The sequence below is a fragment of the Paenibacillus polygoni genome (assembly GCF_030263935.1).
Lineage (GTDB): Bacteria > Bacillota > Bacilli > Paenibacillales > Paenibacillaceae > Paenibacillus > Paenibacillus polygoni.
The window spans coordinates 1,656,367-1,682,224 of record NZ_CP127162.1 but is presented as its reverse complement, the minus strand read 5'-3'; the positions used below and the strand labels follow the sequence as shown (position 1 = coordinate 1,682,224).

28 protein-coding genes and 1 tRNA gene are annotated in these 25,858 nt (G+C 42.1%); 7 read left to right on the top strand and 22 right to left on the bottom strand.

Going from position 1 to position 25,858, the window contains the following annotated elements:
- Nucleotides 1-198: 198 nt before the first annotated feature.
- A complete protein-coding gene (gene hemH, locus QPK24_RS08080; RefSeq protein WP_407082962.1) occupies nt 199-1,149 on the bottom strand; it encodes a ferrochelatase in 951 nt (316 codons plus the stop codon).
- A 28-nt stretch (nt 1,150-1,177) separates the two neighbouring features.
- Nucleotides 1,178-2,239, bottom strand: coding sequence for a uroporphyrinogen decarboxylase (gene hemE / locus QPK24_RS08075; protein WP_285747707.1), 1,062 nt, complete (start codon nt 2,237-2,239; stop codon nt 1,178-1,180).
- A 251-nt stretch (nt 2,240-2,490) separates the two neighbouring features.
- Here hemE and QPK24_RS08070 point away from each other — a divergent pair, with 251 nt between their 5' ends.
- Together QPK24_RS08070 and QPK24_RS08065 are read left to right on the top strand one after the other, a co-directional pair.
- Nucleotides 2,491-3,699 carry an MFS transporter gene (locus tag QPK24_RS08070; RefSeq protein WP_285747705.1) on the top strand — a complete coding sequence of 403 codons (1,209 nt, stop codon included), beginning with the start codon at nt 2,491-2,493 and terminating at the stop codon, nt 3,697-3,699.
- Between the two features lie 244 nt (nt 3,700-3,943).
- Nucleotides 3,944-4,858 (top strand): ArsR/SmtB family transcription factor, encoded by a 915-nt coding sequence (locus QPK24_RS08065; RefSeq protein ID WP_285747703.1) that lies wholly within the window; start codon nt 3,944-3,946, stop codon nt 4,856-4,858.
- 74 nt (nt 4,859-4,932) lie between these two features.
- Here the strand turns inward: QPK24_RS08065 and QPK24_RS08060 are convergent, their stop codons facing one another.
- On the bottom strand, nt 4,933-5,586 hold the full coding sequence (locus QPK24_RS08060) for an O-methyltransferase (protein WP_285747701.1): 654 nt from the start codon (nt 5,584-5,586) through the stop codon (nt 4,933-4,935).
- A 222-nt stretch (nt 5,587-5,808) separates the two neighbouring features.
- Between QPK24_RS08060 and QPK24_RS08055 the strand changes: the two genes are divergently transcribed.
- On the top strand, nt 5,809-6,954 hold the full coding sequence (locus QPK24_RS08055; protein ID WP_285747699.1) for a THUMP domain-containing class I SAM-dependent RNA methyltransferase: 1,146 nt from the start codon (nt 5,809-5,811) through the stop codon (nt 6,952-6,954).
- Nucleotides 6,955-7,142: 188 nt separating this feature from the next.
- The gene (locus QPK24_RS08050) at nt 7,143-9,140 is read left to right on the top strand and encodes an LTA synthase family protein (RefSeq protein ID WP_285747697.1); all 1,998 of its coding nucleotides are present in this window, start codon (nt 7,143-7,145) and stop codon (nt 9,138-9,140) included.
- A gap of 88 nt (nt 9,141-9,228) precedes the next feature.
- On the opposite strand, the gene QPK24_RS08045 is transcribed toward QPK24_RS08050, so the two are convergent.
- The 13 genes from QPK24_RS08045 to QPK24_RS07985 all read right to left on the bottom strand — a co-directional run bounded on the left by QPK24_RS08045 (nt 9,229) and on the right by QPK24_RS07985 (nt 16,289).
- Entirely contained in the window at nt 9,229-9,495 is a 267-nt protein-coding gene (locus QPK24_RS08045; RefSeq protein WP_285747695.1) for a hypothetical protein, read from the bottom strand.
- An 81-nt stretch (nt 9,496-9,576) separates the two neighbouring features.
- A complete protein-coding gene (locus QPK24_RS08040; RefSeq protein ID WP_160032986.1) occupies nt 9,577-9,801 on the bottom strand; it encodes a YuzB family protein in 225 nt (74 codons plus the stop codon).
- Nucleotides 9,802-9,829: 28 nt separating this feature from the next.
- Entirely contained in the window at nt 9,830-10,132 is a 303-nt protein-coding gene (locus QPK24_RS08035; RefSeq protein ID WP_160032985.1) for an iron-sulfur cluster assembly accessory protein, read from the bottom strand.
- A gap of 138 nt (nt 10,133-10,270) precedes the next feature.
- A complete protein-coding gene (locus tag QPK24_RS08030) occupies nt 10,271-10,534 on the bottom strand; it encodes a hypothetical protein (RefSeq protein ID WP_160032984.1) in 264 nt (87 codons plus the stop codon).
- A gap of 97 nt (nt 10,535-10,631) precedes the next feature.
- Complete coding sequence (locus QPK24_RS08025; RefSeq protein WP_285747690.1) at nt 10,632-11,531, bottom strand: M14 family metallopeptidase; 900 nt, start codon at nt 11,529-11,531, stop codon at nt 10,632-10,634.
- Between the two features lie 179 nt (nt 11,532-11,710).
- Nucleotides 11,711-12,520: a glutamate racemase gene (gene racE, locus QPK24_RS08020; protein WP_285749179.1), complete on the bottom strand. Its 810-nt coding sequence runs from the start codon at nt 12,518-12,520 to the stop codon at nt 11,711-11,713.
- Nucleotides 12,521-12,784: 264 nt separating this feature from the next.
- Complete coding sequence (locus QPK24_RS08015) at nt 12,785-13,141, bottom strand: YtxH domain-containing protein (protein WP_285747688.1); 357 nt, start codon at nt 13,139-13,141, stop codon at nt 12,785-12,787.
- Nucleotides 13,142-13,148: 7 nt separating this feature from the next.
- Nucleotides 13,149-13,610 (bottom strand): DUF948 domain-containing protein, encoded by a 462-nt coding sequence (locus tag QPK24_RS08010; RefSeq protein WP_285747686.1) that lies wholly within the window; start codon nt 13,608-13,610, stop codon nt 13,149-13,151.
- A gap of 107 nt (nt 13,611-13,717) precedes the next feature.
- Nucleotides 13,718-14,641, bottom strand: a complete 924-nt coding sequence (locus QPK24_RS08005; protein ID WP_285747684.1) for a DUF4261 domain-containing protein — start codon at nt 14,639-14,641, stop codon at nt 13,718-13,720.
- Between the two features lie 63 nt (nt 14,642-14,704).
- Nucleotides 14,705-15,148, bottom strand: coding sequence for a DUF86 domain-containing protein (locus tag QPK24_RS08000; RefSeq protein ID WP_285747682.1), 444 nt, complete (start codon nt 15,146-15,148; stop codon nt 14,705-14,707).
- A gap of 5 nt (nt 15,149-15,153) precedes the next feature.
- Complete coding sequence (locus QPK24_RS07995; protein WP_285747680.1) at nt 15,154-15,282, bottom strand: hypothetical protein; 129 nt, start codon at nt 15,280-15,282, stop codon at nt 15,154-15,156.
- A 37-nt stretch (nt 15,283-15,319) separates the two neighbouring features.
- Complete coding sequence (locus tag QPK24_RS07990; RefSeq protein WP_191798037.1) at nt 15,320-15,607, bottom strand: Dabb family protein; 288 nt, start codon at nt 15,605-15,607, stop codon at nt 15,320-15,322.
- A 175-nt stretch (nt 15,608-15,782) separates the two neighbouring features.
- A complete protein-coding gene (locus QPK24_RS07985; protein WP_285747678.1) occupies nt 15,783-16,289 on the bottom strand; it encodes a phage holin family protein in 507 nt (168 codons plus the stop codon).
- A gap of 336 nt (nt 16,290-16,625) precedes the next feature.
- On the opposite strand from QPK24_RS07985, the gene QPK24_RS07980 reads away from it, so the two are divergent.
- Nucleotides 16,626-17,216 (top strand): helix-turn-helix domain-containing protein, encoded by a 591-nt coding sequence (locus QPK24_RS07980; protein ID WP_160032977.1) that lies wholly within the window; start codon nt 16,626-16,628, stop codon nt 17,214-17,216.
- 136 nt (nt 17,217-17,352) lie between these two features.
- Here QPK24_RS07980 and QPK24_RS07975 read toward each other — a convergent pair whose 3' ends face one another.
- From QPK24_RS07975 to QPK24_RS07955, 5 genes are all read right to left on the bottom strand, one after another.
- Nucleotides 17,353-18,504 carry a sn-glycerol-1-phosphate dehydrogenase gene (locus QPK24_RS07975; RefSeq protein ID WP_285747674.1) on the bottom strand — a complete coding sequence of 384 codons (1,152 nt, stop codon included), beginning with the start codon at nt 18,502-18,504 and terminating at the stop codon, nt 17,353-17,355.
- Nucleotides 18,505-18,683: 179 nt separating this feature from the next.
- Nucleotides 18,684-19,982 (bottom strand): alpha-glucosidase/alpha-galactosidase, encoded by a 1,299-nt coding sequence (melA, locus tag QPK24_RS07970; RefSeq protein WP_285747672.1) that lies wholly within the window; start codon nt 19,980-19,982, stop codon nt 18,684-18,686.
- A gap of 539 nt (nt 19,983-20,521) precedes the next feature.
- Nucleotides 20,522-20,605: transfer RNA gene (locus QPK24_RS07965), tRNA-Leu, on the bottom strand.
- 146 nt (nt 20,606-20,751) lie between these two features.
- On the bottom strand, nt 20,752-21,894 hold the full coding sequence (locus QPK24_RS07960) for a 5-methyltetrahydropteroyltriglutamate--homocysteine S-methyltransferase (RefSeq protein ID WP_285747670.1): 1,143 nt from the start codon (nt 21,892-21,894) through the stop codon (nt 20,752-20,754).
- A gap of 103 nt (nt 21,895-21,997) precedes the next feature.
- Nucleotides 21,998-22,915, bottom strand: a complete 918-nt coding sequence (locus tag QPK24_RS07955; RefSeq protein WP_285747668.1) for a LysR family transcriptional regulator — start codon at nt 22,913-22,915, stop codon at nt 21,998-22,000.
- A 151-nt stretch (nt 22,916-23,066) separates the two neighbouring features.
- Between QPK24_RS07955 and QPK24_RS07950 the strand changes: the two genes are divergently transcribed.
- Nucleotides 23,067-23,993: a S66 peptidase family protein gene (locus QPK24_RS07950; protein ID WP_285747666.1), complete on the top strand. Its 927-nt coding sequence runs from the start codon at nt 23,067-23,069 to the stop codon at nt 23,991-23,993.
- Between the two features lie 96 nt (nt 23,994-24,089).
- On the top strand, nt 24,090-24,449 hold the full coding sequence (locus QPK24_RS07945; RefSeq protein WP_285747664.1) for a hypothetical protein: 360 nt from the start codon (nt 24,090-24,092) through the stop codon (nt 24,447-24,449).
- Nucleotides 24,450-24,470: 21 nt separating this feature from the next.
- Here the strand turns inward: QPK24_RS07945 and QPK24_RS07940 are convergent, their stop codons facing one another.
- Nucleotides 24,471-25,700 (bottom strand): AGE family epimerase/isomerase, encoded by a 1,230-nt coding sequence (locus QPK24_RS07940; RefSeq protein WP_285747663.1) that lies wholly within the window; start codon nt 25,698-25,700, stop codon nt 24,471-24,473.
- Between the last annotated feature and the right edge of the window lie 158 nt (nt 25,701-25,858).

Below are 25,858 nucleotides of genomic sequence, written 5' to 3'. Positions count from 1 at the left end.
AGAAATGTTAGGCAAACAAAATAACCGCAAAGCGATCTCGTATAGAGAGAAGCCTTGCGGTTATTTCAATGAAAATGTACTGCAAATGAATCAATTTCATAATACCTTTAGTTGCTTTAATCAGGGGTATATATAGTTACAAATTTATCGTTTTAATGAGTTATGAAATTGATTCAAATCGCACGTTATATTAGATTACTAATTAGCGTTCCACTTTTCATCCACACGTCTAATAATAACATCACTGAGTGCTTCCATATAAAGCGGATCACTATTCAGCGAATCGATGCGCATGAGTCGCATATCGAGTTCTTTAGCGACTGCTTTTGCTTCAATATCCAGATCATACAGTACTTCGAGATGATCGGATACAAAACCAATAGGTGCGACAAGTACATCCTCAACCTCTTCTTTGCTAAGTTCCTGCAGTGTATCAAGAATATCGGGCCCAAGCCACGGCGTTGCTGTACGACCTGCACTTTGCCAGGTGAACTGCCAACGATCTACCCCGGCTTGTTTTGCTACCACTTTGGAAGTCTCAAGCAGCTGTTCTGGATAAGGGTCACCCATCTCTACGATTTTTGACGGCAGACTATGAGCACTGAACAATACCTGAACATCTTTACGGATCGCTCCCGCCTCTTCAAAATCGTTCAACTTAGCGACTACTCGCATGGTAAGTGCCTCTATGAGCTTTGGATGTAAATGATAGGATTCAATAAAACTCATGTCGATCCCATGTTCCTCTGCTTTTGCTTCAGCTCTCTTGATGTAAGAACCAACACTCATTGTAGAGTAATGAGGAGCGAGCACGATTCCAATCGCTTTTTTAATACCGTCTGCCGCCATCGCATCTACCCCATCTTCGATAAACGGGCTCGCATGCTTCAAACCTTGGTAACAACGATACTCTGTACCTTCGGTTCTGGCATCCTGTTTCAAAGTCTGCTCTAATGTTTCAACTTGCTTGTTCGTATTCTCGCGAAGCGGAAAAACTCCGCCAACAATCGCTTCATATCGTTCGGTTAGTTCAGAGAGTTGTTCTTCCGTCGGCTTATTTCCGCGTCTAATATGTGTATAATATGCTTCAATATCCTCCATACTTTGAGGAGTGCCGTATGACATCACGAGTACACCTATTTGATTCATTATCTCATCCATCCCTTGTTCGTCTTATTTAAAATACAGTGGACTTTTGTGCACGAATGGCTTGCTCTGAATATTCATGAACAAAATCCGTAAGTTCTTTCAATTTCTCAATCGAAGCCTCTGGAAATAAGCCATGTCCTAGATTAAATATAAAGCCAGGAGACTGAATGCCTTGATCAATAATATCTTTGGCATATTCCTTAATCGTGTCCATTGGGGCAGTCAGTACATAAGGATCCAAATTCCCTTGTACGGCAAATTTCTCACCGAGTCGTAAGCGCCCTTCGGTAATAGAGACTCTCCAGTCAAGTCCAATAATATCAGCTTTGACCTCGTGCAGTGTAGGAAGCAGCTCACCCGAACTTACGCCTGGGAAGTAAATTTTAGGTACTTTTAGATCCGACAGTTCATCAAAGATACGAGTAATGGTAGGCAGTACATAATATTTGAAGTCTTGCGGGGCAAGCGCTCCTACCCAGCTGTCAAATACCTGAAAAGCTTTTCCTCCATTTTCAATCTGATGACGAACATAAGTAATCACCATATCTCCAAGTTTGTCCATTAATGCAAACCAAAGAGCGGGCTCGCCGTACATCATCTCTTTCGTTCGTATGTAACTTTTCGACGGACGACCTTCAATTAAATAGCTTGCTATTGTAAAAGGTGCCCCTGCAAAAGTAATAAGCGGAACCTGAAGTTCATGATCTAATATTCGGATTGTCTCCATGATGTGAGATAGATCCTTATCGACATCAATGGGTGTAAGGCGCTCAATATCAGCCGCTGAGCGAATTGGATTAGCGATGACAGGTCCAATATCTTTGACGATATCAAAGTCAACACCAAGAGAAGCTACCGGATTCATAATGTCAGAATATAGGATCGCTGCATCCACACCCAGCTTGCGTATAGGTAACATCGTCACCTCAGCTGCAAGTTCGGGCTGTTTACAAATCTCCAAAAGTGTGTATTTTTCTTTTATCTTCCGATATTCAGGGTCATAGCGCCCCGCTTGTCTCATGTACCATACAGGCAACCGATCTACTTGTCTTTTGAAGCTGGCTTCTATAAACGTATTATTGTATGCCATTTTGGGGCCTCCCCTATTGTTAAGTCTTTACTTCATTATGCCCTTTTTATGAGTAGGTAACAAGGATAGCAAAGCGAACATCCCTTGACAATTAGATGAAGCTTTTCAGACTAATATGAAAGACATCTGAAGAAGTAGTAAAGAATTTCTGTCATTAAACGGCTTAACCGATAGCCAAAATTTAGTGTGCTATACTAAAGTAATGAAAACACTCAACTTAAGAAACGGCAGAAAGGAAGTGAACTGGCGCCTTGAAATCATGGAAAGTCAATCTCATTGTGCTCTGGTTCGGACAGTTTCTCGTTAACGCAGGCATGACGATGGTAACTCCGTTTTTGTCCCTTTATCTCGCTCAAGACCTCGGTGTAACGGGTGAACGAGAAATCGGACTATGGGCAGGTTTTATTTTTGCTGCTAACTTTTTGACATCCTTTATCTTTCAGCCTCTGTGGGGGAAACTCGCAGATAAATATGGCAGAAAAATCATGTTGCTTCGTTCCGGATTCGGAATGGCGATTGTCATTGCCCTTATGGGACTCGCTACGAGCCCCTGGCATCTGTTGTTCCTTCGCTTATTAAACGGTACAATATCCGGCTTTAATCCCGCTGCGGTAGCACTCGTTTCTGGAACGACACCGAAGAAACAAATGGGTTTTGCCATGGGAACGGTTCAATCCGGACAAGTTGCAGGTACGATTCTCGGGCCTCTAATCGGCGGTATTCTAGCCGATCTGGTAGGGTTTAGACCTATTTTCTACATTACGGGTTCGCTTATTTTTGTGGCATCTATGCTGGCACTCTTTTTGGTCAGAGAAAAATTCGACCGAGAAGAAGCTTCGCATCTGCCCCAGCAGTCCGTTTTGGAAGGTTTACGTGAACTGACAAAAGCGCCTCAATTACCGGCGTTATTTGCCGTTACTTTTCTCCTGCAGTTTGCAATGGTGAGTCCCATGTCACTCTTGCCGCTGTATGTACATAAGCTCCATGGTACAGCAGAGAATCTTGCTTTCTTTGCAGGAGTGGTCAGTGCAGTAGCAGGGATATCCAATATGATTACTTCTCCTCTACTCGGTAAGCTGAGCGACAAGGTTGGATCCCATCGTATCTTGACTTTCGCACTGATCGGAGCGGCATTGACCCTGATTCCTCAAGCTTTCGTCCATAGTGTATGGCAGCTTGTCGCGATCCGGTTCCTTATGGGTGTATTTATGGGGGGACTGCTTCCGAGCGTCAACTCTCTAATTCGCAAGTATACCCCTGACGGAATGGAAAGCCGGGCCTTTGGATTCAACAGCAGTACACTGGCGTTAGGAAATATGATTGGTGCAGTAGTCGGAGGGTTCTTATCCGGTTTTATTGGAATTGAAGGTCTCTTTATTATTTCAGGGGTGCTTCTTCTCATTAATGTGGTTTGGGTACGGACAAAACTCTATTCACGAAAATCTATTAGATCACAATAACCATCGTTATATCGATCTTGTTGATTTTATTTGTAAAAAAGGATTTTCTTCAAGCGGCTAAGTAAAGCTTGATAAGAAAATCCTTTTTTATTTTATACATCAACTAGCGTATGATATAAGGATACCTATGATCAGATATCATAGAAACCTTAGCATAGTATCCTTTGACTTTTTATAATATAATTAATCCATCTATTCCAAATATATACTTAAACATCAATTGACCGAAGGAGACTTCACTTTCATGATCATTAATACCAATGAATTATATCTGCCTGTATATGAGGCTCTTGCAAGTGATGTGAGACTGCGAATGATCGAGCTGCTGTCACACCAAGATATGAACGTAAAAGAACTAGCACAAGCTCTAAACTTAAGCAGTGCAATCATGACGATGCATGTCAAGAAATTAGAAAAAGCAGGAATTATAACATCCAGTCTTGTTTCGGGTCAAAACGGAACTAAGAAAATGTGCAAGCTGACTACGGAAGGTATTGAAATCGTCTTTCCTCAAAAAGAAAGAACACGCCGCAGGTTCCACGAATACATCGTATCCATAGGTCATTATAGTGATTTCGTCGTTGAGCCAACCTGCGGTCTTGCAACAACCACAAAAGTAATCGGTATGTTTGACGAACCTCGATACTTTTTGGATGCGGAAAGAGTAAATGCAAAAATTTTATGGTTTACCAAAGGTTATGTGGAGTATCGAACTGCGAACTTCATTCTAAAAAGCGAAGAACCGACGGAACTTGAGATTTCTTTTGAGATTTCTTCCGAAGCCCCTTCGGCTAATGATAATTGGCCTTCTGATATCTCTTTCTTCTTCAATGGAATACGGCTTGGTATTTGGACGAGCCCTGGAGATTTTGGCGGATCGCGCGGCAAGTTCACACCCGATTGGTGGTGGGATGAGATTAACCAATATGGACTGTATAAGGTACTTCGTGTAAATAATGACGGCACCTTTATCGATGGACATAAAATCTCAGATATTACCCTAGAGGATGTCGATATTCGGTCAAAGCAGTGGACATTTCGAATTGCTGTGGAAGAAGATGCCGAGCATATCGGAGGAGCTACTTTATTTGGAACAGGGTTCGGCAACTACAATCAGGACTTGGTGTTTAAACTATACTATGAAAAAGCAGACGTATAAACAGCAGCACCCCCGGGCTCATGGATTTGCGGGAGTGCTGCTGTTTTTAATTTTGTATAAACTTTTAGACGAATCTATTTCACGATCGCCAGCGCAAGTCCATCATAAGCAGGAAGCATGGTACTCATCAGGCGTTCATCAGTTGCAATGCTTTCATTAAATTTACGAACGGCCTTAACGGAAGGCCCATTTTTCTCTGTGTTTAGTGTTCTGCCGCGCAAGAAACAATTATCCCCTGCAATAATCGCTCCCGGATTTGCCAGCTGAATTGCATACTCAAGATATACCGGGTAATTTTCTTTATCTGCATCAATAAAAAAGAAATCAAATTTCTCGCCTTCTTTTTTGAGCGCTTCAAGACTGTCTGCTGCAGGTCCAATCTTGTATTCCACTTTCTCCCCATACCCTGCTTTTGTCAGATGGGCATGTGCAAGTGCTGCATATTCTTCCTTAAGTTCCAGAGATGTAAGTCTTCCATCTTCAGACATTCCTCGGGATAAACAAATGCCGCTGTAACCACCTAAAGCTCCGATTTCGAGCACTTTTTTGGCTCCTGATGTTTGTACGAGAAACGTTAGTAATCGGCCATAAGCAGGGGCAACAGATACCTCTGGCATTCCTTTTTCCTTAATTGTCTGGATGACTTCAGCCAAGAGCGGATCTTCCTTATATAAATCATTTACATAATCATCTGGATGAATATTCACTTCACTCACTTCCTCCTTCATTCTACTTTCCTTATGGACATAATTGTTCTATAATAAATGTTTGTTTTATATACCCTTGTTTTTGTCTACTCTAGACGAAAGACGAAAGGTGCGTATATCATTGTACTGGTCCTGATTCAATCAGGCAAGAACACACTCAAATATAAGAAAATATAAGAAAGGTAATCCTGCCGCTTCTTTTATAAGCAGCAGTGATGACCAAGATGGAGTTGACGTTTTTTTATGCAACCTTTGCAATTAATTGCAACGACCCCCATGGGGACAGAAGCCGTCGTTTCAAGAGAATTGAAACTGCTCGGCTATACCGACGTAACCACCCAGAATGGACGGGTGATGTTCTCCGGTGATTTTATTGATATTGCCAGATGTAATCTTTGGCTGCGCAGTGCTGACCGGATCCTGATTAAAATGGGCGAATTCAAAGCTACTACGTTTGATGAACTATTTGAAGGAACAAAAGCGCTGCCTTGGCAAGACTGGATTCCTGCGGATGGTGAATTTCCAGTCCAAGGACGTTCCCATAAATCGCAATTATCCAGTGTTCCCGCTTGCCAAGGGATCGTCAAAAAAGCCATTGTAGAAAAATTAAAGCAGACGCATCATACGGAATGGTTTCCGGAAGATGGCCCGCGTCTCGTCATCGAGGTCCATTTGCTCAATGATATCGCTATGCTGACGATCGATACCAGTGGAGCCGGCCTTCACAAACGCGGTTACCGGAAACTCGTCACCGAGGCTCCACTTAAAGAGACACTCGCAGCGGCTCTTGTTCAGCTAAGCAGATGGGGCCCGCATCGCCCGTTTTATGACCCGTTCTGCGGTTCTGGAACCCTGCTCGTTGAAGCTGCCATGATTGGGTGGAACATTGCTCCTGGTCTGCGCCGCTCGTTCAGTGCAGAGCACTGGCCGATTGTCCCTGCTGAAGTGTGGAACCAAGCACGGGAAGAAGCCTTTGACCTCGTAAAAGACGACGTACCGCTGCAAATCGCAGGCAGTGATATTGACCCGCAAGCTATTGAAGTTGCAGAAGCGGCAGTCAGAAGCGCTGGTTTTGCAAAAGAAATTAAGCTTGATGTTCTTCCTGTTTCCCGTGTACGCCTAAAAGGCGATTATGGATGTCTGATTACAAACCCACCTTACGGGGAACGGATTGGTGAGCAAACGGAAATTGAAAGATTGATCTACTCCTTAGGGAGAGTTGCTGCAGAAGTGCCAACATGGTCTTTCTTTGCCATTACCTCCACTACATCATTCGAAAAACATTTCAATCAAAAAGCAGACAAACGCAGAAAATTGTACAATGGACGGATTGAAACTCAGTTTTATCAATTTTTGGGTCCATTGCCGCCAAGACCGGATCGGTCGTAACATACACAAAGAGGGAGTAAACGTAATTGTTTACCCTCTTTTTTTTATTTTCCCCTTAGTAAGTCGTTATTACTAAGCGCTATTTTCTCTTTTGTAAACCTTGACGTTTATTACTCTGATTTAAGGCGATATAATAATACAGGAAATCCAAAATCTCATTCTAAAAAAGTTTACTTGGAGGGTACCTATTGCCTAACATCTCAAACCCCATACTCGTCTCACATTCAAAAAAATTCACCTGGCTTAGAAGTTATCTGCCTTATCTTCTATTTCTGATCATCATGATTCTAAAGCTCAGATATTTCCATGATGAACTGAACGCAAGAGATATAGATATGAGCCGAACGGATTATATCATCGCCGCTGGTTCCTTACTTATCGTTTCATTTTGGGTATTGTGGCTGCCTGTACGGATTCGGATCTTTACTTTGTCGTTATTAAACCTCCTTCTAACGGGAATCATCTTTGCAGATCTTGTCTATTATCGTTATTTTGGCGATTTTATTACTGTCCCGGTACTCTTGCAGACCGGACAAGTCGGCTCACTCGGAGATAGTATTCGTTCTCTAATCTATAGCAGTGATCTATGGTTCTTTATAGATCTTATCTTGTTAGCCATAGGCGGGCTGTTTTATGTAATACATTTATATCGAAAAAGCAGGAAAAACCGCAGTTCTCTCTATGCTGTACAAAAACAAAAAACGACTCAGCAAGTTTCTAAGCGTAGCAGATTTGTAAGCGGAGTACTCGCTCTCGTTCTAGGGATTGTACTTACAGTTGGGCCTATCCAGCATTCCAGTAAAACTTGGGCTGCGGGACTTTTTGAAGGAAACTGGTGGAACATGACTCTTTATAATGTCACCGGTCTGCTTGCTTTCCATGGCTACGATGTTTATCGCTACAACAAAGAACGTATGAATAGTCAGGCACCCGTCTCTCATGAACAACTGGAAGAAACCACTGCTTATTTTTCTGAAAAACAAGAAGAAGCAAGACAAGCCACATCGGCGGAGACTTTTGGGAAATATAAAGGAAAAAACGTAATTATTGTTCAAGTAGAAGCTTTCATGAACTTTGTAATCGGTAAAGAAATTGGCGGAGAAGAAATTACACCACACTTTAACAACTTAATGAAGGAGAGTCTTTATTTCAAAAATTTCTATCATCAAACCGGCCAAGGAAGAACTTCAGACGCCGATTTTGTGACAAATATATCGCTGCATCCTCTCCCTACAGGTTCTGTTTTTGTTAGATACCCGGATCATGAATATGACGCTCTCTCATCGATCCTGGGCAGCGAAGGATACCATACCGCCGCTTATCATGCCTATGAGAGCAGTTTTTGGAATCGGTATATGATGTATAAAAACATGGGGTACGATGAATTTAAGAACCGCAATAACTATATTATGAACGAAGCTGTAGGCTGGTCGCTTGGTGATAAGTCTTTTTTCAAACAATCTGTCGATTATATAACGGAAGAGCAATTGAAAAATCCGGCTCCATTCTATTCTTTTATGACTACCCTGACCAGTCACCATCCTTATGGCTTACCTGCTTCACTGCGGGAACTAAACACCGACTCTCTTGGAAAAAGTATGATGGGTAATTACTTACAATCGATTCATTATGTAGATGCAGCGCTCGGAGAACTTGTAGAACAATTAAAGAAAGAAGGACTATGGGATGACACCCTGCTTGTCGTCTATGGAGACCATGACAATTCCATCAAGGAAAAAGCAGATTATGAAACATTTCTTGGTACATCACTCAGCGACCTTGAGATGCATCAAATTATGAACCAGGTTCCCTTGCTCATGCACCTTCCGGATGGAGACCAGGCCGGGATTTACCTTGAACCTGCTGGACAAATAGATATAGCCCCTACTGTTCTGCATCTGCTCGGCATCTCTACCGAAGATAATTACCTTATGGGATCGGACTTACTAAGTACCTCCAAACGGATGACTGTACTTCGCTCCGGCGCTTTCGCAAACCGTGATCTTGTATATATTCCTTCGGAGGATCGTCGGTTCGAAAATGGATCCTGTTATGAAATGCCCGCAGGTAAACAGACCGATATCCAAGCGTGCAAACCATCTTACGAAAAAAGTAAATTAGAATTATCCATATCAGATCAGCTTATCACACACAACTTAATTCATAAGCTTCGTGCTAAAGAATGATGTTTCTACACACCAAAAAACCTGTTCGCAATTCGTGCAGACAGGTTTTTTGGTGTGCAGGGTGATGAAGCCGCTACTCACTGAATATTTACTTCTTGCTCACATTCAGGGATGAAAGACGTTCTTTCTCTTCTGAGAGAATCTCCTGTGCAAATTCCACTCCGCTATAGGTGGTTTGCTGCTCAGCCGCTCTTACCGTATTCTCGGTACGAACCAATCGATTCTGTGCCTGCTGTACGAGCTGTTCTGTAGGCTGAGATACCGCCGCAGTTACTGCATGATGCAGTTTCTTAACGGAACTCGAAGCCTGGGCAACCAAAGTGGAAGATAGCAAACTGGAATGATCGTGCTTCATTGTTAAAAACCACTCTCCTTCTCTCAAAATCCTGCTGCAATCTTAGCATGGTTTGAAAGCAGGGAGGTTATGCAGTGGTCTTTATTTTTTTATAAACGGAGCTGCTTTCGCAAGTACTTCATCTTCGGTAGGGGCACTGATATATCGTCCATTGATATACACAAATGCACGTTTACCGCAAGGACCGCAGTAAGATTTACATCCAATCTTAATATCAGCATCAGGAGCCATCTTCTGTAGTTTTGGAACCATACTTTTCAGCTTGATGTGCTTACATTTCTCACATACTCTAATATCGTTAGCCATTTATTCCCCTTCTTCTTTCACCAAAGGCTTAATGATTAATATTGTTCCCTTGTGAAGGGTCTGTAATTACAAAACCTTCTCTTGGAAAGTAAAGGTAGTCCACTTTAATATTCTCAAGCATTGGTTTTCCTTTTTCAAGCAAAACATCAATTTCTTTATCTGTGGAAACAAGTTCATCATTTTCTTTTTGTGTATCAAAATCAATACCATAATGCACGTGATCGCCATGATCCAGCGTAATCAGAACGCGTACCAATTTTCCTTCATTCTCAGGTAAGTCCAGTTCACGTTTCAATACTTTTGCAGCGTTACGAGTGATCTTTACTTTCATGTATATTCATCTCCTAGAATCTATAAATAGTGATCAGTGCTTCAGGCATTAAAATGTGAAGATGATAAGCCTGTCCATTGACAATACATTATATTTTAATCAAGAACAGCTTAAATCGCAAGGAATAACCTCTCATTTTTACCGATTACTTAGATCACTAGGAGCATTAATTGAATATTTACGCTCTGCTCTTGTCACGAACCAGTTCATCAGCAGCATCGTCACACCGATATCATCAATGGGCATGAACGGCAGCACATCTGGCAGTACCCAATACAAAAGAGCAGGAACAAGAAATAACATTTTATCAAACATCGACACCTTAGAAGAAGTGAGCAATGCAGGTAAACGTCTAAAAACATGGGACCATCTATTTAATGAAAATAATCTTCTCCATTTCATTGTCATGTACTCCTTCCTTAGTTCAGAATATGATTATCATAGCATAATGAAGGCATACGGAGGGCATGTATCATTTCCCTCCTGCGCCTTCTTCATCCTATTCACCGTTTTGTTTTGCACTCATAAGCGTCATCGCGGTCACCATAATCTGCTCCACTTCCTCAGCAATCGTATCGTACTGTGACACGGGCAGCGGATTCACACCAAGTCCTGTTTCCACCGTAAATCCTGGTCTTCTGAACTCAAGAATAAACCAGTCTTTATATCCTGCATCACTTCCGAAAAGTTTTACCGCTTTGTACCCGGCAGCATCAGCCAGCTGCACAGCCCAGTTCTCACTATAAGATGGCTCCGCATTACGATAATTCCAGTATACTTCTTGACCCTGGCTGTGAAGAGCAATGACCGCATCAAACTTTTTTTCTTTTGTGAAGCTTGCCAAAGCAACAGATTCAGGTTCAGACAAAGGGCTCTCTCCCCCAAAATCTCTTGGACCGGGCCTCGTTTTCTCTCGCCGGCTTGCCTCCTCCTGCCAAAAGGCGGGAAACTGATCGTTTAAATCTACACCGCGAATGTTGGCTTTCCAGTTAGAAAAATCTGTGTCTCCCCCATTTAACTCCAGTACTTCTTTCTTCCAAGGATGGTCTTCCTGCGGTCCACTTAGTACGAGTTCAATCCCATCTGGGTTTAACATAGGTAGTACCCACAATGTAATTTCTTCAAACCAAAGTTCCGGCGAATGGCCATGAAATGTCGATCTTTCATTCAATGCTTTAATATAGTTTTTCACAAAAAACATCAGACACGGAACATTCAGCCATTCATTTGAATGCATCCCTGCATTCACATGTAGGTGGGTTTCCCCCTTCCCTATGGCTATATAGGGGATATCTTTCCCCATCACGCTTTTTCCGATTACACCGTATCTTATCCCAGGATTGCCCGAGCAGATTTCTTCCAGGTCATTTACTAATTCCCGATATCCATACCGTTCCATCCTTATCCCTCCTATGAGAAAACGAAAACGTATGTTACCGCAGTATATGCATATGTCTTTGTCCACCGTGAAAATCATCGATATCAAAGTCATGACCGCAAACCATAAAAAAGCAACCTAAGCCCGCAAAAAAATCAGACTAGAGGTTGCTTTTTTATACAAATGGAATGAAGTTATCGTTACAGCATTTTGGATACTTGCCATACAACAGGAGTATTCTTAATCTGTTCCCCAAGCCATGAACGGGCTATGCTTTGGAACATCTCTGGATCTCCGCTGCAGAAAAACTGGTGAACCGGCGTATCCTCTATCGTAGCCAGCTTGCGTTTATCATGTAAAATCGTGCTGGTTTCTCTCGCAGTTTCATCTGCTGAGCTAATCAGCTTCACGCCCGGCCCCATCACTTCTTTGATACAATCCGTCAAAAATGGATAATGCGTACATCCCAGAATGAGTGTATCTATAGGGAATTCCTTCATTCGTGATAGTGAAGTTTCTACCGTGTTTTTGGCATGTTCCGAGCGAAAATCCCCTTGCTCTACAAGTGGAACAAGTGCAGGACAAGCCAGGCTTTCCACATGAACATAAGGAGATAACTGTTTTAATGCTTCGGTGTAAGCCCCGCTGTTAATCGTACCTACCGTGCCAATGACACCAATATTCGCTGTTTTTGTAGCGCTAATCGCTGCACGAGCCCCAGGATGAATGACACCAATAACCGGGATATCTACTTTTCTCTTAATATGCTCCAGGGCAGCAGCTGTAGCGGTATTACATGCAATGACGATCACTTTTGGGTCAAACTGAACCAAAAAATCAACAATCTGTTCTGTAAAATGTATTACTTCTTCGGACGTACGGGGTCCGTATGGTGTACGGGCAGTGTCTCCAAAATAAATCACTTTTTCCCGAGGGAGTTGACGCATAATTTCTTTGGCAACGGTCAATCCTCCAACACCAGAGTCTAATATAGCAATAGCTTGTTGCACGAACACACCGCTTCCTTCTTCAATAATTTCCCTTCTTTTCACCTTTACATTATGATTTACTTGGCAAAAAGGTACCTACATCTTACTCCATTTCACACAAGCCTTCAACAATTCCACATTACAAAAAGGCCTGACTTCTTCCTGCAGTAATGAACCGCAGGAAGAAGTCACAGACCTTTTATCAGCTACGCAGCTAAATCATGAATTCTTATGGATTCCTCAGTTATAACTAATTTATATAACTAAATTATAACTAAGTTAAAATTACTTACTCTCATTAATTTTCTTGATTTCGGCAAGTATAGATTCTTCTATACTTGCCTCTTCTTCCGCGCTGCTGAGTGAGGATACCGTGACGAACACGGGTTTTGTTTTACAAACCGAACGGAATTCTTGAATGATTCCTTCCGTCTTTTCCACGACTTTAGCAGAAAGTTGAGAACTTTGATCCGTAAACTTCGTGGCTAAATCTTGACTTTTCTCGGTAACGAGCTTTGCCCCATCGGAAATATCTTGACGCAGTTCTGCTCCTGCCTTAGGTGCGAAGAGCAGCGCAGCAATCGAACCTGCAATACTCCCAATGAATGTTCCCCATAGCAAACCTTTGCTTTTATCATTCATGTCAAGCTCACTCCTTCTCACCCTGGGTCGGTTCACCGGACGCTTTGGAGAAACGCTGCCAGACAGACCATAAGGTCAGCCCGGCATCAAGAGAACGAAACAATGGACTCATACGCTGCTGATTTTCTTCATGAGCATGCTGGACATGCTGCATAACAGAATGGGTAATGGCAGAGCTGATGTTATCAACCTGCTGCGCCTTTGACCTGATCACCGTTCCCGCTGCTTCCATGGATTCCATAAAAGAAGCTGACTTACGGAGATGTTCCTGCATCAGGAGCACCGTATGATCCGTTCTTTGAAGCAGCTGAACTGCATCCACGGTCAATAAATGCGCTCGTTCTTCCATCTGTAAGGCGGTGTCTTGTAACTGCTTCATTAGTCTTCGCACATTCATAAGCACCGCAATCATGAAAGCGGAGAGGATAACAAACGCTCCCGCAGCAACAGTCACACTCCATTCCATCATGTTCTCTCCTCCTGCTATCCGGGCGAATGCCCATCTCTTGTTACCGCATTATAAGCAGGAGGAGCTTGACTTGACACACTTACGGAGAATTATTTATTCAAAAACACTTACGGCTCGATTTGACCTGCATAATAAGGAGCCCCTGGATCAAGATCAATGACGTATCTTCTTGGAGATACAATCGATTCCTGATGCTCACAGCGCCAGCGCTGGGAATCCGCTGTACCCAGCAGCTGCCCGTCGAGAATGACATCCCCTTGATCAAATAAATAATAAGCTGCTCCAAACAGCGTTTGTGCTACTTTGTCGGGATCAAGACCTGAGAAGTGACACTGAAAATCCGGAACACCAAGTGAAGACAGCCCCACCGTATCCATCACGAATTCTCGGCGAATCTCTGTTCCTCCCGCTTGATACAAACGGACATTCATCGCACCGTAGAGATGATCTCCGTTCTGCAAGGCCTGCGTATAAGCACCAGGTTCAACAATCTTGTCACTGCCATAGAAATAAAGCGCATCACAGGGAACAACCTCAAGCACAGCACGGAGTGCCTGCTGAAAAAGCTGCAGCCGTTCTTTATGAGGCAATGCTGCTGTAAACAAGTCATGGATTCGAATCTGATACTGGCAATCGCAGGTAACTCCCGCAGCTTCTTTCCAGTGCCAAGACTGCTCTAATGAACCTTTAAATCGTTTTTTATCTGCGATTTCCTGAGCCGGTAAAATACAGGTTTGTGCAGGAACCGTGCCATCCTCAAATGGCACCATGAATTCTGTATGCATAATGACCATAGGTTCCTGCTCTTCTGTCTCAGAAGCTGCGCCTGAAGAAGAGGAAGTTCCTACAGGAACTGCCGCTCCATCTTTTGAACGTTTCTTAAGCACGCGGGCATTCCCGGTAATTCGCCGCATCACTTCCATTAATTTTTCCTCACGAAACACAGGGCGTTCTTTAAACAAAAGTTCGGCCATATATACCGGATGAAATCCTGTATTCTGTTTTTGATCTGTATTTTGTGAAACTGACATGACGATTCCTCCTGAAGAAAGGTACTGCTTTTACGAGCATTACTAATTCTCGAATACCTTTTATTAGCTTCTCACTTTCTGAAACGGTCCGAGTTCAAGCTCAAGATATGCACGAACCTGTTCCCCAAATCGGTCTAATACAGCAGGCAGCTGTACTGTCATCTCATGAAGACTTGTCCGATCCCAGGCATAATAATCCTGAACGAGCGGCTTACGAAGGGACACAAGATTCATAAATAAACGATAACTCTCTTCGTCAAAAGCTCCCGCTTCATGAACAATTTCAACAATATCTTCATAACTGCTCGCATCGCGTAGAATAAAACCATCAATGAGGTAACTTCCAACGTCTGTCACCGTCTCTATAGCCAGATGAAGTGCTCTTTCCTGAACCATGCCGTACAGCAGACTTCCATCCCATTTCGAAGAAACTTCCCTGAGTGCAGCTGTAATTTCAGGAACGCTGTTAAGGCGTAAATTAATTTGATCAATATTTACGTAGTACATTGAAGTCACATCCGTTTCGTATGTTGTCGATTACGTTTGTTTTTCCGCTTTAACCAGATGAGCATGACAGGACATGCGATTAAAATGACGATCAGTATAAACATGGTTTCCATTACATCTTTTAAATCGCTCACTTGTAAGTTCCCTCTCTCTACTTGTTAAGATATGGTCTTACACTTCGTAATCGACTGCAACAGCAGAGTCTTTGACTTCACTCATATGTTTGATAATTTCTTGGTGAACAGGATGAACTTGATAAGCCTCTAAATCCTCCAGTGAATCAACTACTGCCGTAAGGGAGATGTCAAAAGAACGCTCCGTTTTTAGGACATCTACGCCAATCTCCAGTGATCTTACAAATTCCATCTTTCCATCCATGCTGCGAAGGATTTCAGCTGTACGCTGAATCGCTTCCTCTGAACGATCTTTTAGTTTAAAGAATACAATATGTTTAATCATATATTTCGGCTCCTTTGTCTATAGATAGTTCTTATTTATCAGTTGTTTAGATACGTTACAAAAAATATATCATAAACAAGCGAACATTGGAAAATTATCAGTCTTGTTTCTTCCAGGGTACATAAAAAAAAGGCTCTATCAACAAATGGATAGTCCTTCACCAAGGGTTCGGTATTCACTTATTGGAGTCTACTTCTAGTTCCGTTTCTAACTCTTCATTAGTTACATCTCGCTCCGTATTCGTCTTCTTCGTCATCTTTTCGTTCGATTCTTTCTCATTCTTTTCTTCTTCATCTGACTGTGACTTCACAATAGAAACAGCTCTTTTTAATATTGCTGGGAGCGGAAGACCGATACGATGATAATTCTCGGTGATTGAAATCAATTCATTAGCCAAATAAAAATAGATGGCTCCTCCTTTTATCATATCCGTATTCATTAACAGATCTAGTTGGTTAGCAATGAGAATAATAAGCAGGATTAACCCTTTACGAGTCAGACCCCAAAATCCGATCTCACTGTTCAGCTTATCTCCTGTTTTGATTGCAGCTGCTATGCCTGTTATATAGTCTGCGGCCATAGCAATACATAAGAAAATCAAGATTTCAGACCAGCCGCCAAATGCATACGTGAATAACATCCCTACTAAACCTAATGACACGTTAATCAGTGCTGGGTTCATCTACAGCCCCCCTTTTTTTCCTCCTCTCTATTAATCTATGAAAACAGACGAAATTTGACAGTGTTTTGAACTACTTCCTATAGAAAAAGATAAAAATAGTTTTTTACGAAATATTAAATTAGTATTTTAGACCTATTTTTTAGTGACAAAACGAAAAAAACGCATAAAAACATCCTATAAAATAGATATAATATACATTATATGGATCGAAAAATAGTGCATTATTCACCTAACAAGGACTTATCACATATAAAAAGGTCATCTATACGCTGTTAACCGTATACTTGAAAGTGAACATTACTTGTTGTAGTATTTGATTAAAAAATCGGAGGAAATATGCCTAAACAACAAGATCAACACTCAATCCAGGCCTGGTCTCTGATCAACCGCAAATATCTAGGAAAAGGCGTCCGCGTTAAGCGTTTCCGCAGACCGACTCGCTGTCAAGTCCGCAATCGAATTTTGCTTGCTGTTCTCATGGCTAATGACATTAAATTGTCTCAATTAGCAGAAGATTTATCTATATCTTCCCGCAGTGTAAGCGCATGGGTATATGAAGGTCGTATTCCTGGAAATACCAATCTTGAAAAGGTATGTCAGTTGCTTGGTTATCCGCGCCACATATTGTTCAATGAAGAAGTAATTCGTACAAGTCCTGTCATTTGTCAGCCCGAAGCTTCTCGGTTTATGAAACGGACGGTGACCCGTTCACCTGTGAGCAATCGCATTCTTACGGGTTTATGTATGGTACATGATTTGTCCGTAACGGACGTAAGTCACTGGATCGGCGTACATCCAGGAACCTTCCGCAAATGGCTTCATCAAGGAACGTTGCCTTCACCGGCATTCCAAGAGCAGGCAGAGCAATTCTTTAAAATTCCAAAATCCATTTTATTTGCGGATGCCATTTTAAAACAAAATTCATAAGACTGAATACATAAGGATGTTCCAAGGCAGATCATGCAACACTCTGCTCGGAACATCCTTTTTTAATAATTAGTACGTACAAAATGTACCATACCTTACAGAACTTGCGTCTGCATTACAGTGGTTCATTCATCTATTACATATTAGGAACCACTTTCTCATTTCGATATGTCAAGCCCGTATATCGGGGTCTCAAGGTGTGAGCGCTAGCCATTGCCTCTTTAAAATCCGCGTCTGATACATCCATGTCTGCAAGAGTCGCTGGCCCTCCCACTTTGCTAAGCCAATCCTGCATCTCCTCTCTTTGCGGCAAATCTTTATATGCACCGAAGGCAGAGACATTCTTAGCTTGATATAAATCGCGGTAGATGTCAGTTAGCAGTGCAGAAGCTACCCCTACCTTTGCTCCATGAAGAATCGGTTGTCTTCCCTGCTCCATAAATTTCATCTCGAGACGATGAGAAATATGATGTTCTCCTCCTGATGCTGGGCGAGAGTGGTCAATCATTAGCATCGAAATCCCGGAAACAATAAGGGCATCCATCAAGATCGATACGCCTTTCTCGCTCCCTTCTGCAATATCATCCACATGAAGAATACAACGATGTAGAGCTTCCTCTGTCATTTGATAAGCGAGCGGGCAAAATGGTTCTTTGCCGAGATCACGCGACACTTTCCAATCTGCTAGTGAAGTAAATTTACCCAGCATATCACCAAAACCAGCGGCCGTCAGTACCTGGGGAGCCGCAGACAAAACTTCTAGATCGGCAAAAATAGCACGGGGTGCTGTCGCTTGATACGTTTGTTTCACCCCGCGGATAACGAGGGGCGCTCCAGCAGAAGTAAATCCATCTACGGAAGCTGCGGTCGGAACAGAAATGAACGGAATCTTCATTTTAAAGCATACGATCCTTACCAGATCATGAATAGTACCGGAACCTACGGCAAGAACCGCCTCACTGCTATGCGATAGAGCCAGAAGCAGCTCTACAATAAATGTTTCGTCAGCAATGACATCTCCTGCCTTGTTAGCGTTAAGGAGTACTTCACTTACCATAATGCCGGCATCTCCAAGAAGAGCGGTAACTTTTCTTCCCGCAGCCTCTCTTGTATTTTCATCGTAAACGACACTAACCTGTTTATAACCTTGACTCACCACATAGGGTGCAATCTTATTCAGCGCTCCTTTTTCCATAGAAATCTGAATATTTACTTTATAATGTGCTGATCCACATTTACACTGACTCGCCTCTTCATTCCATCTTTCTATACGTTCATTCATATCCATGACTACAAACGCCTCCTGTACGATGAATTCATTCTACAGTGTGTAATATGTACGTACAAATTGTCAACTAAAAAGACTGCTCTAACACGGCTAAATGTCTGAACAGTCTTGTTTTTCTTTCAATACTTTTCTAAATACCAGATTGTTATCTCGTTTATTCCTACCTGGCTAAGAATGACTTATTTATATCTAGGAAGCCAATCTCCATGAGCCTCTATTAATTCATCGCACATCCTTATGATATCATCCATCGAAAGCTCTGCTGCTGTGTGCGGGTCGAGCATGGCTGCATGATAAATATGTTCTTTCTTGCCTGTCATCGCAGCTTCAATGGTAAGTAGCTGTGTATTAATATTCGTCAGGTTAAGCGCTGCACACTGCGGAGGCAGATCGCCAACATACGTTGGACTTATTCCACTGCCATCCACGAGACAAGGTACTTCTACACAAGCTTCTTTCGGAAGATTGGTAATAAGACCATGGTTCATTACATTGCCGCCGATTTTATATGGATTACCGGTTTCCATTGCTTCTAAAATGTAGGAAGCATATTCATGAGTACGCTCATGTTTCAGTTCCGTATTATTCACAATCTCATCCCGCATACGTTCCCAGCCTGCGATTTGTTCTACACACCTACGCGGGTACTCGTCAAGCGGGATTTGGAATCTTTCAATGAGTTCCGGATAGTTCTTTTTAATAAAGTAAGGGTGGTATTCCGCATTATGCTCTGATGATTCTGTGATGTAATATCCAAACTTCAGCATCATCTCGTATCGAACCATATCTCCATGAGATTCCTTCTGTTTCTCTGCTGCTCTTCGCTTAATCTCGGGGTATAAATCCTCCCCATCCCGCGTTACTTCTAGAAGCCATGCCATGTGATTAATTCCCGCGATTTTTGCCTGTACTCCCGTTTGATCTATGCCAAGGTGTGCAAACATATGAGGTACACAGACCTGCACACTATGACATAATCCTACTGTTTTAATTCCTCCGTATGTATTCATTACATTCGTAAGCACAGCCATTGGATTCGTGTAATTCAAAAATAAGGCATCAGGACATACTTCCCGCATATCAGCAGCAATATCCATCATTACTGGAATCGTACGCAGATTACGGAATATGCCGCCGATGCCAACGGTATCGGCAATCGTTTGACGAAGACCATACTTCTTTGGAATTTCAAAATCGGTAATCGTACAAGGATCATACCCGCCCACTTGGATCGCATTAATCACATATTTAGCACCTCGCAGTGCTTCCTTACGATCGGCGTAAGCCGTAACCCTGCATGTACTGCCAACGCTTTTTTTTAAATTACTCAGCATGTTCTCTGAATCGGTCAGTCGCTCTAGGTTAATATCAAATAAAGCTAATTCAAAACCTTGCAAAGCAGGGGTCATCATACAATCACCTAACACATTTTTAGCAAACACAGTGCTTCCTGCCCCGATAAATGTAATCTTGTCCATCTTTCATTCCTCCTTAGCTGCAATTAAAAAATATTCACTTGTTATGATGTAACTTATGACTCGCTATCGTTAAAAGCTTAGTTTCACCTGTATTACAGTGTTTTCTATTGTATTCTTCGTTTTTTTGTTACGCTTTCAATATAAAACATGAAGAGAGAAATGAATATGGAGAAACACAAGACTTATATGGACGTTTGTTGCATTATTAAAAAGAGAGCTATTAACACCAGTCCTGTTCTGAAGAACCCGCTGTTTTATTTACGGGTGAAGAAAGACATGAACCCTATCCCTTAATTGGTCCATCTGTGTATGAATATTATCTCGTACATACCGCCTGGGTGGAAAAGGGATCACCTTACAATATCCTCAGCAGATCAGTATTCAGCATATTGCTTCCACCATTGGAAGTTTAGTATGTCACCGACAGACTTCCGAAATGGAGCCACAAAAACACAGGCGTAGAAACGGGGCAATAAAGGCAATAAAAAAGCTCGTCACGATTGCTGCAAGAGCAATGTGACGAGCCTTCTTAAGTAGGATGCGGCCGAGAGGACTCGAACCTCCACGGGGGTGAACCCACACGGACCTGAACCGTGCGCGTCTGCCAATTCCGCCACGGCCGCATAATCTATCATATTCCTGTATTATAATGGTAGTTTTTAAGATTAGCAAGTATAAGTGAAAAACGAAAAAAAATCCCCCTGAAATGCCAATGGCTTTCTAAGAAAGCTCATTTCCGAGTAGCATCAGAGGGATAATAACATGCGGCTTATTGCCAGATTTGCTCTGCGATTTCCTTAATAAAAGCAAGTTTGTTCCATTGTTGTTCTTCTGTCAAAATATTTCCTTCTTCTGTCGAAGCAAATCCGCACTGAGGACTAAGGCAAATTCGATTAATATCAACATACTCTGTTGCTTCTTCAATACGTTTGAAAATTTCTTCCTTGCTCTCCAGCTCCCCGATCTTAGATGAGAATAGACCAAGTACTACTTGCTGATCTTCTTTCAAGAAACGAAGAGGTTTGAAATCTCCCGCACGGTCCGTATCAAACTCAAGGTAGTAACCTGAAATGTTATCAATTCCAAGCAAAGTTTCAGCGATCGGTTCATATCCGCCTGAAGATGCCCATGTGGAATGATAATTACCACGGCATACATGTGTAGTAACGATAAGATCAGACGGCAAAGAGGATACGGCCAGCTCATTGAGTTTTGCATACAGCTTAGCCGTGTCAGCAACGTTCACGCCTGCTTGCTGTTTTGCTTCGAGATAGTTTTTATCACACAGCATTCCCCATGTGCAGTCATCCAGCTGAATACTGCGGCAACCTGCTTCATAAAAGGCTAGAATGGCATCATGATAAGCTTTAGCAATGTCTTTTACAAGTTCTTCTTCACTGCTGTAGAACTGATCTATCGCAGCTTTATTCTCTGGGCGATAAAGCTCAGAGAGGAACTGTGCCGGTGCAGGAATCGTTTGACGAGCTACCACATCATCGCCTGCTGCTTGTTTTAAAAACTGATAATGTGCAACAAATGGATGAGAAGAAGAAAATCCGATTTTACCCACAAGCCGTGCTGTTTCTCCTCTTGTGGTTTCTCCTTGGAATGGATAGCCCTTAACATCGCTTGCTTTCTCTACTCCATCGAGTCCCCACATAAAATCAAGATGCCACCAAGAACGGCGGAATTCTCCGTCGGTAACAGCCTTTAGGCCCACTTCTTTTTGTTTTTCGACTAGACGAATAATCTCCCGATCTTCCACTTTGGTTAATTCTGCCTCAGTGATTTCTCCTGCTTGAAATTTAGCTCTTGCTTGTTTTAACGCTTCTGGGCGTAAGAAGCTTCCAACCACATCAAAACGATAGGGAGTAACACTTCTCTCTGTACCTGCTTTGGTAATTTGGCTCATATCACTGATCTCCTTTAATTGGTATTTCATAAGTTCGTAATAGAAAGATACCATGAAAGATCAGTTATAGCGTAACTTCAATAAACTATAGCTGGTTATAACTTTAGACTATATCAAACTTTTGTGTCGCTTCCTGTAAGGCTTCTACATAGGCTAGTGCCAGCTTTGAAAGCATCGCATTTTTGTGAGAGATCCAGCCTACATTTATCGTCTCATGATAATCCAGCGGTACAGGGATAATGTCATGGCCATTTAAATCCGCACTCAACACCCCGGTTGAAATCGTATACCCGTTTAGTCCAATCAATAGATTAAATAGTGTCGCTCTGTCATTTACTCGTATGCTTTTTTTATGTGATAACGTACTTAAAATTTCCTCTGAGAAATGAAACGAATTATACTCCCCTTGTTCAAATGACAGATAAGGATACTCTTCTAAATCCTCAATGGTAACCTTCGATTGCCGTGCAAGCGGATTCTGCACACTGACAAAGATGTGTGGCTTCGCTGTGAACAAACTATGAAAATGCAGGTTCGCTGCATCAAGTAATTTACTCATCACCTTACTGTTAAATTCATTTAAATAAAGAATTCCAATTTCACTGCGCAGCGTTTTTACATCCTCGATAATTTCATGTGTCTTGGTTTCTCTGAGAGCAAGTTCATATTCCTCCTGCCCATACTGCTGAACCAACTTAACAAAAGCATTCACAGCAAAAGCGTAGTGCTGCGTGGAGACGGCAAAATGTTGCGGCGAAGGTTTCGCGTTCATATACCGGCTCTCAAGAAGTTCTGCTTGTTCAGCAACCTGTCTTGCATATCCCATAAATTCAACGCCTTCCATGGAAAGCGAGATTCCTTTATTGGTACGTTCAAAAATAGTAATACCGATATCTTCTTCCAGATCTCGAATTGCCTTGGATAAACTCGGCTGTGATATAAAAAGTCGTTTAGCTGCTTCATTCATCGAACCTCGATTGGATACCTCAATAACATATTTAAGTTGGGTAAGTGTGGCCATACCATCCCTCTTTCTCAGGTGAAAATTTCTATCCTCATTATACCAGTAGTAGGATTTGTTTTTATCGCTAATTTCGGTATGTTTTACTATGTATCTACATAATCAATAAGTATTTAGGTTCCTAATTATCTGAAAATGGGGTGAAGTATCTATGGCGATTGCACCGCCGATGCTGCGCAGAGGAGATACCGTTGGAATTGTCACACTTGGGAGTCCGCTAAATCGTGCAACAATTGATGCGCGAATTGCGGTTTTGAGATCTACAGGGCTGAACACGATCGTGGGTGAACATGTATATGAGCAAGATGGCTTTCTAGCGGGTACAGATGAAGACCGAGCGGCAGATCTTATGGCAATGTTTCAAAATGATGAGGTCAGATTAATTCTTCCCACTCGGGGAGGAACGGGGGTCGCAGGAATCCTTCCTTATCTTGATTTTGATATTATACGTAACAACCCGAAACTGATATCAGGATACAGCGACATTACCATCCTGCTTAACGCTCTTTATCAATATGCTGATCTGATTACACTTCAAAGCTTGATGTTAATTGACTTTTCTCTTCAGACCCCTGTTTATAACTTTGAACAGTTCTTCACAGCCACTTCCATTCCCACCCCTACTCGCCGCATCTCTAATCCTCCAAGTATTCCAATGATAAGCCGCATCCCGGGAAATGTGACAGGTCCGCTTGTCGGAGGTAATCTCACTTCTTTTGTTGATACACTCGGTACTCCTTATGAGATTGATATCAGGAACAAAATTCTTGTACTGGAAGAGACACATGAGCCAACGAATACGGTGTATCGTTATTTAAATCATCTTCAGCTGGCGGGTAAACTCGAAGAGTGTGCGGGGATCATTATGGGTGAATGTACAGGTTGCCTGGAAGCTTACGGTGTATCCTATCAAGAACTGATTGAAGACGTGATTGTACCCTTAGGTAAACCCTTAATGACAAATGTAACGACAGCTCATGGTATTTACAAAGCCGCACTTCCTATTGGGGCCGTTGTAAATCTAAATACAACAGCTAATCAGTTGACTGTTGTTGAACCGACTGTCGTTACTTCCTAACCTCCATTAAACCTATATGATATACTCTCTTATAAGAAATCTCCTTCTAGTCTTGAACTGGCTAGTACTACATAAGAAAGGAGAACCAGAGAGAAGATGGAACCTACAGAACTCATTGCCACACTTGCGGTTATTTTATCTTGTATCCTGCTGCTTATCGTAATGAAAGTAAAACGCCAAATTAAAGAAATTCAGCTTGAACTTGATCTTATCAGAAATCAAACAGCTCGGGCCGATTTTACACCCTGCTCCTCTGTTTCTGATCGGAATCAAGGTCAAGCTGCCTCTTTTAACACGACATCTGAAGAAATAAAGGGGACTGCACTTGATGAACAGCTGCTGTTCATGATCCAAAAAGGTCAAAAAATAGCTGCTATTAAAAAGCTCAGAGAAGCGAAAGATATGGATCTTATGACTGCTAAATTGTACGTAGACAAATTAGAAGGACAGATATAGCATGAATTCTTTACATTACGATTACATCTTTAGTTTTGATTTCATTGCTGCGCCTCCAAATGCGAGCATAGCAGTCATTGCATTCGTAACCGGATGGTAATCCGCCTTAGGAGATGGACTTTTCAAGTTACTATACAAAGCGTTCCGACGATCAAGCTGCTCATACCATCCCCCATGCTCATGATCGACAAAATGTGTAAAGCAGTAGTCAAATAAAGAAATATAGAATTCTTTATATTCCGCTGAGTCCGTTCTCGCTGCAAATAAGGCAGCAGCTCCTAGAGCCTCTGTCTGCACCCAGTACAGTTTATCATTATCAATAACGGACTTGTTATCGGGAGAAACGGCGTATACAATGCCTCCATATTTTCGATCGACTCCCTTATTTGTTGCATGCCGGAAAAGAGCTTCTGCTCTTGGAAACAGCCACTCTTCCGGCTGATGTCGATCTAGCAGTTGCAACAGTTTACTCCACTCAATCGAGTGTCCAACCACAAATCCATAGGGACGGAATTCATTTTTTGTATTTCCTTTTTCATAATCCCAGTCAATCTTCCAGTTCTCATCGTAGTGTTCCCATAACATTTCTGTCCCGGACTGAGGAAGCAACTTAAACATCACCGAATGTGCTATCGTTCTAGCTCGTTCATCATATTTACCGTCCCCTGTGGCTTCAAAAGCTGCCATCATTGCTTCACACAGATGCATGTTTGCATTCTGTCCGCGATAGGAAGACGTTAGCGACCAATCTGCCGTTATTTCATCCACATAAAGTCCGTCTTCCTCACGCCAGAAGTGTTCTCCAAGTATTTCGTATATATACTCTATCATCGGTTTTGCTTCGACAATCTCCGCTTTATAGGCAGAAGCAGCAGCCAAAAGAGCAAAAGCATGTCCATATGCCATTTTCCTGTTATCCTCTACTCTGTGCCCTTTCACTTTCCAATAATATCCGCCATATTCTTTATCACGGTGTATTTCTTCTAAGTAGTTTAAACCACGCTTCGCCAAATCACGGTATTTATTCGAACCCGTTAAAATAGCCGCAGAGCTATAAATGTAAATCAAACGAGCTGTTCCAACAAGCGATCTAATCTCAGCATCAGGTACCGCTGCATCATCCAAATACGTGTTAAAATAACCTCCGTTAATTTCATCTTCTGTATGCTCAGCATAAAAATCAACAGTGTCTAAAATATGTTTCTCAAGGAAGGTAAGTTCCATAAATTGATTTCCATGAATGACTGTCATGACAAAACACCACCTATCCGTATTTATTGTAAAGCAGATAAATTCGTTCTCTATCTCCTTTACCCTAAATTCAGCTAGATCCTTCACCTTATTACCTAGTCATCAGAAGGAAATAAGGAATGTTCGAAAATATAATATGAGCACTAATACATATAAAA